We start from the raw sequence: 12,843 nt of genomic DNA, 5'->3' as shown, positions 1-12,843 counted from the left end.
CTCAAGCCGTTAACACGAGGCGTCAACTCAGGCCGCCGACTCGAGCCGATCGCGCGGCGTAAGCGATTGGATTCGATATCACCCGGCCCGGTAGCGCCAAAAATCAGGGCCACAGCCAACGGCTCGGAACCGAGCGGGAATCGTCAGGGAAACAGGGACCGTTTTTCATGCCAGCCACAGACACCAGCCTCACTCGCCTCTTCGAACGCGTCACCGGCGACGAAGACAGCCGCCTGTGTCGCGATATCTCCGATGATGCCTGCCAGCAACAACCCGGCAATTTCTTTCGGCATCTGCTAGCCGCTCTCGGCAACAAGCTCGCGGATGAGCTCTCCAACGCACGTTTGATCCTGCCGTGGCTGATGGGCGCCATCGGCGCTCCGGTATGGATGGTCGGGCTGCTGGTGCCGATTCGCGAAGCCGGCGCCCTACTGCCACAGCTACTGATCGCCGGCTACATCCGACTCCGTCCCATCCGCAAGTGGGTATGGGTCGCAGGCGGTGTCGCTCAAGCCTTCGGCGCCGCGATTCTCGGGCTGCTGGCGCTGTTCGGTCACGGTAGCTGGGGTGGCGCGCTGGTACTGATCGCGCTGACCGGACTGGCGCTGGGTCGGGGGCTATCATCGGTCGCGACCAAGGACGTCCTCGGCAAGACCATCGCCAAACAGCGTCGCGGTACCCTGATGGGCTGGAGCGCCAGCGCTGCCGGCGCCCTGACGCTGCTGGTCGGCGCCACCCTGATACTGCTTGGCGATCAGCCCGGACACTCGGCATTGGCCGTATTGCTGTTCGCCGCCGCCCTTGGCTGGATATTGAACGCGCTGTGCGCCGCCGCGATCCATGAGGCACCCGGGGCTACCGCAGGCGGCGCCAACGCCTGGCAGAGCGTCAGGCAGGGGTTCTCGCTGATGCAGCGTGACCGCCGCTTCCTGCATTTCAATCTCTCCCGCGCCCTGTTGCTGTCAAGTGCGCTCGCCTTACCGTATCTGGCGTTGCTGGGCCAACAGAACAGCGGCACCGATCTGGCAAGCCTCGGCATTCTGATCGTCACTTCCGGTGTCGCCAGCATGATCGCCGGGCCGATCTGGGGCCGCCTGGCCGACCGCTCCAGCCGGCGAGTCATGCGTAACAGCGCCATCGGTGCGGCGGCTTGCTGCCTGGCCGGGGCCGCCTGTGTATGGCTTCCGGAAACGATGCGAGCCAGCGTATGGCCCTACGCCCTGGTTTACGGGCTGATGATGATCGCCCACGCGGGAATTCGGCTGGGTCGCAAGACCTACGTCATCGATCTGGCCGACAGCGATACGCGGGCGCTCTACGTGGCGTTCTCCAATACGTTCACCGGCGTGCTGATGCTGGCGGTCGGGCTGATGCTGGGCGCGCTCGCTCAGTGGCTGGGCAGCGCCGGGCTATTGTTGCTGCTCGCCGCGCTTGCGATCACCGCCGCACTGAGCTCTCACGCCCTGGCGGAGGTGGAAGAGACAAGCGCCGGCTAATGCGTTGTAATACCGCGTCGTCGTGGCATCATTATCCGACGTAGCGTCTCTATAATCCGTCGAATGCCCAGCCTGGAGGCAAGGATGGCCAGTACTCATAAACACGCACCCCTGATCAACCCGGCGCTATTGGAGCGCATCGTCAATGCCTCGGATGACGGCATCGTGGTGGCCGAGCAGGAAGGCGACGAAAACATTCTGATCTACGCCAATGAAGGCTTCGAAAGGCTGACAGGTTACAGCGTCGACGAGATTCTCTACCGCGATTGCCGCTTCCTCCAGAACGGCGATCGTGATCAACCGGGCATTGACCGGGTTCGCGCTGCGCTGCGGGAGGGTAAATCGTGCCGTGAGGTCCTGCGCAATTACCGCAAGGATGGCAGTGCGTTCTGGAACGAGTTGTCGATCACCCCGGTTTACGACGATGAAGATGCGCTCACCTATTTTGTCGGGGTGCAGAAAGACGTCTCGGGGCTGATGGATGCCTTGCAGGAGCTCGAACTCCTGAAGACGGAGCGTGACACCGTTTAAGGAACCCCACCCTCGTACCTCGCCGTGATGCCGCGGCGACAGATGCTGACGGAATCGATCGGGTTACGGCAGCATGAACCGGGTCAGGCAGACATTTTCATTCCGGGAGAAAAGCAAAAAAAAGCCCGCGCAAGAGGGGGGATGCGCGGGCGAGGCGGGGTGTTACTAGGAGATACATCTAAGACGCGACTCGAACGACTGCTACAGAAGCTATCCATTCGATGAATACAGATTAGCACCCTCATGTTTTTCCGGCAATGCAATTTAACGATCATCTCCATCGCATGGCGCTATCATCCACCGCCTGGCCCTATCATCCATCGCCTAGCTCTATCATCCACCGCCTGGCTCCATCGCATCGCGGAACTCTATCGCTGTTCTGGTTCCCCTCCTCGCCGATCGGGTTTCTCATCCTCGGCGCTCCGGCTTCCAGCCGTGGTCCCTTCATCCTCTTCGGGCTCGGCACGTGGATGGCGATCGGCCAATTCCCGCCGATGATCCTGCAGTTCTCGGCGCAGCGACTCGATCTCGACCTGTAGCTCGCTCACCTGCTCGATCATGTGTCGCATCATGCGCCGGTTCGCCTTGTGCTGCCGCGACTCCGATTCGCCCTGATCTTCAACGAACAGCGAACTGACGTACGCTGCGAAGCTACCGAACAGCCCCACCCCGCAGACCATCAGCAGTACGGCGACGATCCGGCCCATCGTCGTAATCGGATAGTAGTCTCCATAACCGACGGTGGTGACCGTCACCACCGCCCACCAAAGCGCTTCTTCGGCGGTATTGATGGGACTTGCCGGATTGGGGGTTTCCACCATCAGCACCGTCATCGCCGCCAACACCACCAGCAAAACGGTCGCCGTTGCCACCGAGGCCAGAACGCCCTCGGCACGATTGCGAAACAGCAGTTGCCAGATCAGTTCCAAGGAACGCAGGGCGCGCAGCACACGAATGATCTGAACCATGCGCGCCAGACGCGCCGCCTGAAACCACCCGGCGGGGATGCACGCCAGTAGATCCAACCATCCCCAGCGCATGTAGCGCCATTTGCTGGGTGCGCGATAGAACCGCTGGCAGAAGTCGATGAAGAAGAAGAAACAGACGACATAGTCCAGGTAATCGAACAGCTGAAGCATATCCGCCGGCAGATCGAAAAATATCTCGGCCAGCATCGCACCCAGCACGTAGAAGGAGAGTGCCAGGTTGAAGAACTGAAAAGGGGTAACGTGTTCCTTCATGGCCTGCCTCATTCACGTAAACGACAAGGCCTGATGGCCATCGGACGAGAATGGCATTATCAGCGGAAGAAACGCCCGGACGCGAATCGCGAGCTCGTTATTCCGGCACTGGATCGTCAGGCGAGATCGCTGAGCTGAGCCTTCACATCCCGCTTCGCGAGTCTCGATGACGAGCGGGAAGCATATCTCGGCCGCAGCTTATGCCGAACAGGGATTAGCGGCCTTCATCTGGGCGAAGTTGGTCACGAACGTATCCATCTTCTCCGCGTCGTACTCCTGCAGGCCGCTGATGACCAGCTTCTTGGAGCCGATCCCCACATCGCGCCCATTGCAGCTCATGCGGAATTCGAGATGGGCCTCGCCACGCTTGCCCTTGACATCCAGATTGGCTCCGGCGAAATCCAGGTCTAGATCGCAGGGGTCATGGTCCTTCAACGAAAAGCCCATGCTGTCATAGATCACCAGCGGCCGCCGGGGATTGAACATGACGCCCTTCTCTTCCAGAAGTGGCTTCAGGTAGTGCGGGAAATTGCGCCCGGAAAACGCCACGTAACGTCGAGTGAACGTCTCGACGGTCGCCGGATCGCGAATCGTCCAGCCGCTGCGCTTGACGCTCAGGTACTGCTTGCCGACCTGATCGACGACGCTGACGGTACCGGCATCGTCCTCGACGAACTGCAACGACACGCTATCACCCACCATCCCGCAGAAATGGAACGTCATGTGCTGGGACAGACCGTAGCGAGAAAGCACCAGGGCGAACAGTAGATCCCCGGGTACGCAGAAGCGGCGCGCGCAGGGGTCATGGATCGGGTTGTAATCTCCCGCGATCCGGCGCGCGAACTGACTGGCCTGCGCTGCCGTGATACAGAAACCGTCGGCGGCGGTAGAGTGAAACTCGTCGAGAAACATAGGTGGTCGACCCACATGTCGAATGACTTGGCGATGAAATGGCTTGGCGTCGGTATTCATTGGTATTCTAGGCGCCGCTCTTTTACCACATGTCCGAGCAAAGCACAGCGTACCATTAACATTTAGCGACAAACGATAGCGTAGTTTACTTAAATGAAGGTTCCAACCACAGCCCCGGAAAGCGATAGTTCCCGCTCATGCCCCTGCGGCAGCGCGCTCAGCTACGCTCACTGTTGCGCGATCTACCATCTCGGAGAAGCCGCCGCGCCGACGCCGGAGGCCCTGATGCGTTCGCGCTACAGCGCTTTTGCGCTCGGCGGCCTGGGCGCCTATCTCCTCGCCACCTGGGATCCCCATAGTCGCGACTCGGCTTTGACGGAGGCGCAGCTCGATGTACGGGATAGCCATTGGCTGGGGCTCGAGATCATCGAGGCTCACGCGCATGGCGCCAAGGGCGTGGTCGAATTCAAGGCGCATTTCCGTCCGGTCACGGCGGCGGCGCTCTCCGCGCCTCAGGTGCTTCACGAGCGCTCCCGTTTCCGTCGGCACCGGGGACTCTGGCGTTACCTCGACGGTATCATAGAGCCGCCGGCCGACGGCGCCCCCGTTTCACGCAATGCGCCTTGCCCTTGTGGTAGTGGAAAAAAGGCCAAACGCTGCTGCCTGCGCTGATCCAGTTTCGCCAGCGCGACGAAACGACCATCACTGTGGAACACATGCTGATGGCCCGCTACGCTTTTCCCGAACCGAAGCCTTGCCAGCCACTCGATACGGTGAGTCATTCAGCCGCGCCGCCGCGCGCCAATCCCCCGACATCAAAAGCAGGTGCATGAACATTTCCGATAGCGCCACGAACCTTCTTTCCAGCCTTCAGACCGAACTGGGTCAGTGGCTCCATATCCCCGGCTGGATCGTATTCCCGGCCCTGATAATGCTGGCGGCGGTCATCATCGATATCGCACTACATTTCGTGCTCAACCGGATGGAGCGCCGCCTGCGCGATTCGCCGCGTCGCTGGGATGACCCCATCTTGCACGGATTGCGCCTTCCGCTGCGCTGGTGGGTCTGGGCCACCGCACTGATGGTCAGTCTGGGCGTGGTCGGTGAACATTTCGGGATCGAGCGCCTCACCACCGTACTCTCCAGGCTTGGCGCTCTGATCACGCTATTGCTGGTTGCCTGGGGCGGCATCCGACTTTTCCGGCGTCTCGAACAGCGACTAGTGTTTCCGCCGGGCAACTGTCACGCCAAACCGGTCGACCCCACCTCAGCGTCGGCCCTGACCAAGATCGTCGGCGCCGTGATGATCGTCACGCTGCTATTGATCGGGCTGCAGATTCTGGGCGTATCGATGTCGAGCATTCTGGCCATGGGCGGCTTCGGCGGCCTGGTGATTGGCTTTGCCGCGCGGGACGTCATCGCCAATTTCTTCGGCGGCATGGTGGTTCACCTGGACAAGCCGTTCGTGGTCGGCGACTGGATCCGCTCTCCAGAGCGCCAGATCGAGGGCATCGTCGAGGATATCGGCTGGCGCCTCACCACCGTCCGGACCTTCGCCGGGCCACCGCTCTACGTGCCCAACGCCTGGTTCAGTCAGATTTCGGTGGAAACGCCAACGCGAATGGTCAGCCGTCGCCTGTGGGAAACCATTAGCCTCCGCTACCAGGACATCGGCGCCGTCGAGAACGTCGCCCGGGATATCCGCAACATGCTGCTGAAGCATGAGGAGATCGATCAGGACGAGCTGATCACGGTCAACTTCGCTACCTTCGGCCAGTACTCGCTGGATATCATTGTCTACGCCTTCACCCACGAGACGGATTGGCAACGCTTTCACGAGATCAAGCAGGGAATCCTCTTGAAGATCCGCGACATCATCGATGAACGGGGCGCGGAACTGGCTATCCCGGCCTCCCGCATCTATTTACCCGAAGGCATTGAAAAAGGGAGTTTCGAAAAAGAGAGCGCTGAAAAAGAGGAGAGTGAAAAAGACCGCGCCGAGCAAGACGACTCCCGCAACGACAGCGCTAGGCGTGACGACGTCGAAAGTGAAAACGTCGAGTGTCAGGACGCCGAATACGAGAGCGAACAGCGGCGCACTCGCCAGGGCGCGTCGTCACGCACGGCTCGACAATCTCAGGAAGGCAACCGCCGAACCGCCCCTGGCCCCAGCGATACCGATGGGGACGGAGAAGGCGACGCCTGACGCCGGTTCCCGCCGACAAGCCCCGGATCAATCTCTGTCCGGGGCGCCCAGTTCGCGCCAGGCGCTGCATAGCCAGTGCCCGGCCGTAGCGATCTCGGCATCCGTGGCGCCGGCATAACCCAGTACCAGACCGGCTTTCGCGGGTGGTTTCAGGTAATAACGCGAGAGCGGCGAGAGCAGAATCCCGGCTTCCCGTCCCCGTGCGACCAGCTCGGTTTCGAGCTCGACACTCTCCAGCTCGGCGACCAGATGCATCCCCGCCTGCCCTGCCGACAGCACGAGCCCGCGTGCGACGGCCGGAGCCAGCGCCTCGCGTAACTTCGCCTGCCGCCAGCGGTAGAGTTCGCGCATTCGCGAAACGTGACGCACGAAGTGCCCCTCGGCGATGAAGGCCGCCAGTGCCGCCTGCGCCACGTACTGACCTTCCCGGTGGAGTCGCGCATTGGCGCGCGTGAACGGCTCGACCAGCGCGTCGGGCAGTACCAGATAGCCGAGCCGCAACCCCGGATACAGCACCTTGCTGAACGTGCCGACGTAGATCACCGGCGCGTTGTCGACGAGCCCCTGCAGCGACGCGATCGGCGCACTGGCGTAGCGAAACTCGCTGTCGTAGTCATCCTCGATGATCCAGGCCCCGTGGCGGGAAGCGGCTTCGAGCAACGCCATCCGCCGCGGCAAGGTCAGCGTTACCCCGCTGGGGTATTGATGCGAAGGCGTGACGTAGATCAACCGCGGCGCTGGCGTCCCGTCCGGTACGCGATTCACGTTCGCGCCGTCCTCGTCCACCGCCAGCGGTATGGGATTCAGACCGGCCGCCACGAAGCAGGACTGCGCACCGCCGTAGCCGGGCTCTTCCACCCACACTGCGTCGCCGGCATCGGCAAGCAGTCGGGCGATCAGTTCGAAGCCCTGCTGGGCGCCCTGGGTGATCAGAATCTGTTGGGGCCGGCAACGAACCGAGCGCGACAGCCGCAGATAATCACACAGCGCTTCGCGTAACGCCGGGACGCCACCCTGGTGCTGGTAGTCGTGCCATTCGACCGGTGCTCGCTGGTAGTGCCGACGCAGCAAGCGCTGCCAGCGCTCACGCGGAAACTGGTCCAGCGCCGGCACACCCGGTGCGAAGGCGGTATGGCGATTGCTCAACACGCCGCTGAAATCGAGAATGCGCTGACCCCGATCGGAGAGTTCTTGAGTGACGGCGACAGCAGTGGACGCCGGTATTGCCTCAGCGCCGCTCCCCGATTGCCACGCGGCGACGAAAACCCCCGCGCCCTGGCGGGTTTCCACGAAGCCCTCGGCCGTGAGCCGGTCGACGGCGGCCAGCACGGTGTTACGCCCGAGTCCGAGTTCACGGGCCAACTGGCGCGACGAAGGCAGTGCGCTGCCGGCGCCGAGCTGACCTTGCTGAATCCAGTCTCGCAGCGATTGATAGAGCCGCTGGCTCAAGGTCCGCGTCGACGGCGAGGCGAGTTGCATCGCCAGCGCGTCGATGATCCAGAGTCGACGGGCATGAGAGGGTGTTGCTGGCTCTATCTTCATTGATTGACTGATCACTGGGTGATTGGTCACGGGTTTCCTCCGCGGGCTACTTCACTACTGGTTCCCATATTACCGCGCCAACTGGACCTTACCGAGGAACCAGTATGGTGCCAGACTGATGTTACGCCACGTCACTGCCAAAAGAGCCCGATATGCCCACCATTCGTGTCGCCAAGCCCGAAGATATCGACGACCTCGCGCCGCTGGTCGACGGCTATCGCCAGTTCTACCGACAACCCAGCGACCCGGAAGGCGCAAGGCGCTTTCTGCTCCAGCGCTTCGAACGGCAAGACGCGCAGCTACTGATCGCGCTGGATGACGGCGGCTCGGCCGTCGGATTCGTTCAGTTGTTCCCCGTGCCCTCGACCACCTCACTCGGTTCACGCTGGATACTCAACGATCTTTTCGTCGTCCCCGAGGCCCGCCGAGCCGGCACCGGCAGCGCGCTGCTGCAGGCCGCCAGAAATCTGGCAGCCGAGCACGACGTGCCCCAGCTGATGCTGCGCACACAGACCGACAACGTCGCCGCCCAGTCTCGATATCAGGCGCTCGGCTGGCAGCGGGACGAGTCGTTCCATACCTATCTATTGAGCGTTTGATGTCATGACCAACGACTATGGCCAACCGGTCGGCGCGGATATCGAAAACTGGCGGCCCCCTTCGCTGCCAGATGCCGTCGCGCTGCAAGGCCGCTTCTGCCGCCTGGAACCGCTGGATCCCGCACTTCATGCGTCAGCGCTGTGGCCGGCGTGGCAAATGCCGGATCCTGCCATCTCCAACGATCACGAGGCCAAGGCGCGCTGGACCTATCTCGGCGGCCGCAGGTTCGACGACGAAGCCGGCTGTCGACGCTGGCTGGAGACGATGACCGCAGGCAATGACCCACGCTGCTACGCCATTATCGATCCGGCGGATGATCGGGCCGTCGGCATGGCGACCTATCTGCGCATCGTGCCGACCGACGGTAGCCTCGAGATCGGCCATCTCAGTTTCTCGCCGCGTATGGCGCGCACGCCGATCTCCAGCGAAGCGTTGATGCTGATGATCCGTTACGCCTTCGAGCTCGGCTACCGCCGCGTGGAGTGGAAATGCGACGCCTTGAACGCACCCTCGCGGCGCGCCGCCGAACGCCTGGGTTTCCGCTTCGAGGGCCTATTTCGCCAGCATCGCGTGGTCAACGGTCGCAATCGCGATACGGCCTGGTTCTCGATCATCGACGAAGAGTGGCCGGCGATTCGCCGCTGTCACGAACAGTGGCTGTCAGCGGAGAATTTCGATATCGACGGCCGCCAGCGCCGGTCGCTTTCGAACATGACCGCCGAACTGACCCAGGCGGATCTCTGAGCATGCACCAGCCAAGCCAGTTCCGCCTCGACGATGGTGAAGCATTGCAGGTGGCCATCGACGAGTCGCCGTTCGCGACGCTGGTGACCCAGAGTCATGACGGCAAACTAATCGCCGACCATCTTCCTCTGTTGTTCGAGCCGGCCAGCGACGAGTCGACGCCAGCCAAACTGCTGGGACATATCGCCCGGGGCAATCCGCTCGCCCACGAATTGAAGAACGCCTCGCACACGCGTTCGGCCTTGGCCATCTTCCACGGACCGCAGGCGTACATCACGCCGAGCTGGTATCCGGCCAAACGCGAGCACGGCAGGGTCGTGCCGACGTGGAACTACCAGGTCGTGCATGCCCACTGTCAGCTTCGACTGGTCGACGATGCCGAGTGGCTGAAAGCGCTGGTCACGGAACTGACCACGCGTTTCGAGCGTAATCGTGAAACGCCCTGGGCGGTCGATGACGCACCAGCGGATTTTATCGACAAGATGTGCCGAGCTATCCTCGGCGTGGAACTCACGATCGAACGGCTGGAAGGCAAGCGCAAGGCGAGCCAGCACAAACCGCTGGAGGAGCGCGAAGCGATCCGGAGAGGATTGCGCGACGAATACGGCTACGATGACGCAGACTCGCGCTGCTTGAGCGGAATCGACTGAAGTCTAATCTCAGCGTTTGAATGATTCTCGCGGCTCGGTCCCGGCAGATTTTTGTTGGCGTTGTAGACCGCGACAGACTCCAAGGATTTTGCCCCATGGTTCGACAGATCACCTACGCCGAAGCCCGCGAGCACCTTAGTTGGGCCAAGGCCGTCGATGCCCTCCAACAGGGCCATCACGCCGCCCGGCCAGAGATCGCCGACGCTTTTCTCGGCCCCGGCGACAAGACACTGCTCAACCGTTCGTGTTTCATCCCCGGCTTTGGCTACGGCGTCAAGGCAGTCACCGTCTTCGACGGCAATGCCGCCCGCGGTCTGGATACCGTGCAAGGCGCCATGCTCTATTTCGCGCCCGATGATGGCCAGCTGAAGGCGATCATCGAAAGCCGGCTGGTCACCGAGATCAAGACGGCCAGCGATTCCGTGCTGGGGGCGCTTTCGCTTGCCCGACCGGACAGCCGTCATCTGCTGATTTGCGGCGCGGGTAGGGTCGCGGCGAGCCTGATCGACGCCTACACCGCGCTGTTTCCCGAGCTCGAGCGCATCAGCGTGTGGAATCGCACTCATGACAAAGCCGTGGCACTCGCCGAAACCTGCATTCATCGTGACCTGAACGTCACCGCGGTGACCGATCTGGAAACCGCCGCCCGATCGGCGGATATCATCTCCAGCGCGACCATGGCGCGTGCCCCCCTGATTCTGGGCGAGTGGATACGGCCCGGAACCCATGTCGATCTGATCGGGGCGTTCAAGGCCGACATGCGCGAGGCGGACGATGCCCTGCTGCAAAAGGGTCGACTGTTTGTAGATAGCCGCGAGACGACGATGGGCCATATCGGGGAACTGAAGATTCCTCTGGCCAGTGGCGCCATCTCCGAACGAGACGTTCTCGGCGATTTCTACGATCTGCTCGGCGGCCAGGCCGGCCGCCAGGAGGCGAGCGACATCACGGTATTCAAGAATGGCGGCGGCGCGCATCTCGACCTGATGATCGCGCGTTATATCGCCGAGACGATGCGCTAACGGCTGCGGCGTTACCTTATGCTCCTGAAGACGGGCACCACTGGAACGCCCTCAGTCAGGGGCGTAAAATGCAGCCGTTCATTACCAAGGCGCCCGTAACCGCGCCAGGAAATGTCCAAGGCGCCCGTGACCGCGCCCTACTTTCCAGGGGCGCCCGTGACCGCGCCAGGAAATGTCCAAGGCGCCCGTGACCGCACCCTACTTTTCAGGGGCGCCCATGACCGCGCCCTCTTTATCAACCCGGTCCGCCCTTTGCGAGGGCGACTACCAGGAGTCCTGCATGTCATCACACGATCAACCGATCGTCGTCGCGGCGTTGTATCAATTCGTCACGCTGGACGATTTCGAAGCCCTGCGCGAGCCGCTGCTGAACGAGATGAAACGTCTCGACGTCAAGGGCACGCTGCTGCTCGCCTTTGAAGGTATCAACGGTACGGTTTCCGGGACGCGGGCGGATATCGATGCGCTGCTCGACTGGCTCAAGCGTGACCCGCGCTTCGCGGCGCTCGAGCACAAGGAGTCCTGCTGCGAAGCGCATCCGTTCTATCGCACCAAGGTCAAACTCAAGCGCGAGATCGTCACGCTCGGCGTCGACGGCATCGACCCCAATCGGCGCGTCGGCACCTACGTCGAGCCGGAACAGTGGAACGATTTGATCGATGACCCCGAAGTGCTGGTGATCGACACGCGTAACGACTACGAGGTGGCAATCGGTAGCTTCGAGGGCGCCGTCGATCCCAGAACCAAATCGTTCCGCGAGTTTCCGGAATACGTCAGAGCGCACTACGATCCCAGTCGTCACAAGAAAGTGGCAATGTTCTGCACCGGCGGCATTCGCTGCGAGAAAGCCTCGAGCTTCATGCTCGACGAGGGTTTCGAGGAAGTGTTCCACCTCAAGGGCGGCATCCTCAGCTATCTGGAGAAGGTGCCGGAAGCCCAGACGCGCTGGCGCGGCGACTGTTTCGTGTTCGACAACCGGGTTACCGTTCGCCACGATCTGAGCGAGGGTGAATTCGAGCAGTGCCACGCCTGCCGAATGCCGATCTCCACCGAGGATCAGGCCTCCGAGCGCTATTCGCCGGGTATCAGTTGCCCTCACTGCTGGGACTCGCTACCGGAAAAGACCCGTGCCGGCGCCCGCGAGCGTCAGAAGCAGATCGAACTGGCCAAGGCACGCAATCAGCCGCATCCGCTCGGACGCAATCCGCGCGAGACCACTGAGAATTGACTCCGCCGAAGATCACTGCGCGCTGCGGGCCAGCTCCTCCCTATCGGACTCGGGCAGAAGGCCGACGCGGGCCAGCTTGGCGAAGAACCGCTTCATGCGTCGATCGATCTTCTGGCGCGCAAACCACGGCCACATATTGGCCAGGGGCATGAAGTCGGGATTGGACACGCCGTCGATCAGCCACAGCCGCCGGGTACCGTCTGCCCGGCGCTGACATACGATATTGCGGTCATTGATATCGGAGGGCACGATCCAGTTGTCACGCAGGTAGAGATAGAGCCGCTGAAGCTCGTCCCGGAACGCCTGGGACTCGAGCCAGGCCATGTCCTCGCGCTGACGATACTGTCGAATCGTGGCAGAGATTTCGCCATCGGCGTCGGTGATCAGGTCGAAGACCAGACCCTCGCCCATATCCGTTTCCAGCGTTCCGAAATATTCCGGGACGTAACGCCAATCGTCCACGCCACGCTGCTTCAAAATGTCGAAGTAGCCCTTTTCGCGCTCGTTCTGATGGCTGCCACGCTCGGGAAAGCGCGCCACCTTGATACAGCGCTCGGGATGATCCGGATGCCGGTAGATCGCCCGGTCGTTGCCGTGGGCGATTTCGTCGTTACAGGCGAGTCGATACATTGCGGGCCACTCCCAACCGCCATTAAGACGTCATGACCCGT

13 protein-coding genes are annotated in these 12,843 nt (G+C 62.0%); 9 read left to right on the top strand and 4 right to left on the bottom strand.

Features of this window, described 5'->3' with window-relative positions; translation table 11 throughout:
* The first annotated feature begins 167 nt into the window (after positions 1–167).
* The gene (locus tag ACUN9V_RS00665) at positions 168–1,496 is read left to right on the top strand and encodes an MFS transporter (protein WP_445509962.1); all 1,329 of its coding nucleotides are present in this window, start codon (positions 168–170) and stop codon (positions 1,494–1,496) included.
* Between the two features lie 84 nt (positions 1,497–1,580).
* Positions 1,581–2,027 (top strand): PAS domain-containing protein, encoded by a 447-nt coding sequence (locus ACUN9V_RS00660; protein ID WP_445509961.1) that lies wholly within the window; start codon positions 1,581–1,583, stop codon positions 2,025–2,027.
* A 368-nt stretch (positions 2,028–2,395) separates the two neighbouring features.
* Here ACUN9V_RS00660 and ACUN9V_RS00655 read toward each other — a convergent pair whose 3' ends face one another.
* Both ACUN9V_RS00655 and ACUN9V_RS00650 read right to left on the bottom strand, forming a co-directional pair.
* Positions 2,396–3,268 (bottom strand): ion transporter, encoded by an 873-nt coding sequence (locus ACUN9V_RS00655; protein WP_445509960.1) that lies wholly within the window; start codon positions 3,266–3,268, stop codon positions 2,396–2,398.
* Between the two features lie 198 nt (positions 3,269–3,466).
* Complete coding sequence (locus tag ACUN9V_RS00650) at positions 3,467–4,180, bottom strand: DUF3581 family protein (RefSeq protein WP_075562886.1); 714 nt, start codon at positions 4,178–4,180, stop codon at positions 3,467–3,469.
* Positions 4,181–4,333: 153 nt separating this feature from the next.
* Between ACUN9V_RS00650 and ACUN9V_RS00645 the strand changes: the two genes are divergently transcribed.
* Positions 4,334–4,852 carry a YchJ family protein gene (locus ACUN9V_RS00645; protein WP_445509959.1) on the top strand — a complete coding sequence of 173 codons (519 nt, stop codon included), beginning with the start codon at positions 4,334–4,336 and terminating at the stop codon, positions 4,850–4,852.
* Positions 4,853–5,009: 157 nt separating this feature from the next.
* On the top strand, positions 5,010–6,386 hold the full coding sequence (locus tag ACUN9V_RS00640) for a mechanosensitive ion channel family protein (protein WP_445509958.1): 1,377 nt from the start codon (positions 5,010–5,012) through the stop codon (positions 6,384–6,386).
* Positions 6,387–6,413: 27 nt separating this feature from the next.
* On the opposite strand, the gene pdxR is transcribed toward ACUN9V_RS00640, so the two are convergent.
* Positions 6,414–7,928: a MocR-like pyridoxine biosynthesis transcription factor PdxR gene (pdxR, locus tag ACUN9V_RS00635; protein WP_445510354.1), complete on the bottom strand. Its 1,515-nt coding sequence runs from the start codon at positions 7,926–7,928 to the stop codon at positions 6,414–6,416.
* A gap of 152 nt (positions 7,929–8,080) precedes the next feature.
* Here pdxR and ACUN9V_RS00630 point away from each other — a divergent pair, with 152 nt between their 5' ends.
* From ACUN9V_RS00630 to trhO, 5 genes are all read left to right on the top strand, one after another.
* Positions 8,081–8,527 (top strand): GNAT family N-acetyltransferase, encoded by a 447-nt coding sequence (locus ACUN9V_RS00630; RefSeq protein WP_445509957.1) that lies wholly within the window; start codon positions 8,081–8,083, stop codon positions 8,525–8,527.
* A gap of 4 nt (positions 8,528–8,531) precedes the next feature.
* Positions 8,532–9,272 (top strand): GNAT family N-acetyltransferase, encoded by a 741-nt coding sequence (locus tag ACUN9V_RS00625; protein ID WP_445509956.1) that lies wholly within the window; start codon positions 8,532–8,534, stop codon positions 9,270–9,272.
* A gap of 2 nt (positions 9,273–9,274) precedes the next feature.
* Complete coding sequence (locus tag ACUN9V_RS00620; protein ID WP_445509955.1) at positions 9,275–9,922, top strand: FMN-binding negative transcriptional regulator; 648 nt, start codon at positions 9,275–9,277, stop codon at positions 9,920–9,922.
* A 95-nt stretch (positions 9,923–10,017) separates the two neighbouring features.
* Positions 10,018–10,944: an ornithine cyclodeaminase family protein gene (locus ACUN9V_RS00615; protein WP_445509954.1), complete on the top strand. Its 927-nt coding sequence runs from the start codon at positions 10,018–10,020 to the stop codon at positions 10,942–10,944.
* Between the two features lie 280 nt (positions 10,945–11,224).
* The gene (trhO, locus tag ACUN9V_RS00610; protein ID WP_445509953.1) at positions 11,225–12,172 is read left to right on the top strand and encodes an oxygen-dependent tRNA uridine(34) hydroxylase TrhO; all 948 of its coding nucleotides are present in this window, start codon (positions 11,225–11,227) and stop codon (positions 12,170–12,172) included.
* Positions 12,173–12,184: 12 nt separating this feature from the next.
* Here trhO and ACUN9V_RS00605 read toward each other — a convergent pair whose 3' ends face one another.
* A complete protein-coding gene (locus tag ACUN9V_RS00605; protein WP_445509952.1) occupies positions 12,185–12,802 on the bottom strand; it encodes a YrbL family protein in 618 nt (205 codons plus the stop codon).
* Between the last annotated feature and the right edge of the window lie 41 nt (positions 12,803–12,843).

The sequence above is a fragment of the Salinicola sp. V024 genome, assembly GCF_052645315.1.
This window is presented reverse-complemented; position numbering and strand designations above follow the sequence as displayed.

Bases quoted from the DNA above. Each gene is read 5' to 3' on its own strand.
- ACUN9V_RS00665 (WP_445509962.1), top strand. From the start codon at position 168: ATGCCAGCCACAGACACCAGCCTCACTCGCCTCTTCGAACGCGTCACC.
- ACUN9V_RS00660 (WP_445509961.1), top strand. From the start codon at position 1,581: ATGGCCAGTACTCATAAACACGCACCCCTGATCAACCCGGCGCTATTG.
- ACUN9V_RS00655 (WP_445509960.1), bottom strand. From the start codon at position 3,268: ATGAAGGAACACGTTACCCCTTTTCAGTTCTTCAACCTGGCACTCTCC.
- ACUN9V_RS00650 (WP_075562886.1), bottom strand. From the start codon at position 4,180: ATGTTTCTCGACGAGTTTCACTCTACCGCCGCCGACGGTTTCTGTATC.
- ACUN9V_RS00645 (WP_445509959.1), top strand. From the start codon at position 4,334: ATGAAGGTTCCAACCACAGCCCCGGAAAGCGATAGTTCCCGCTCATGC.
- ACUN9V_RS00640 (WP_445509958.1), top strand. From the start codon at position 5,010: ATGAACATTTCCGATAGCGCCACGAACCTTCTTTCCAGCCTTCAGACC.
- pdxR (WP_445510354.1), bottom strand. From the start codon at position 7,928: ATGAAGATAGAGCCAGCAACACCCTCTCATGCCCGTCGACTCTGGATC.
- ACUN9V_RS00630 (WP_445509957.1), top strand. From the start codon at position 8,081: ATGCCCACCATTCGTGTCGCCAAGCCCGAAGATATCGACGACCTCGCG.
- ACUN9V_RS00625 (WP_445509956.1), top strand. From the start codon at position 8,532: ATGACCAACGACTATGGCCAACCGGTCGGCGCGGATATCGAAAACTGG.
- ACUN9V_RS00620 (WP_445509955.1), top strand. From the start codon at position 9,275: ATGCACCAGCCAAGCCAGTTCCGCCTCGACGATGGTGAAGCATTGCAG.
- ACUN9V_RS00615 (WP_445509954.1), top strand. From the start codon at position 10,018: ATGGTTCGACAGATCACCTACGCCGAAGCCCGCGAGCACCTTAGTTGG.
- trhO (WP_445509953.1), top strand. From the start codon at position 11,225: ATGTCATCACACGATCAACCGATCGTCGTCGCGGCGTTGTATCAATTC.
- ACUN9V_RS00605 (WP_445509952.1), bottom strand. From the start codon at position 12,802: ATGTATCGACTCGCCTGTAACGACGAAATCGCCCACGGCAACGACCGG.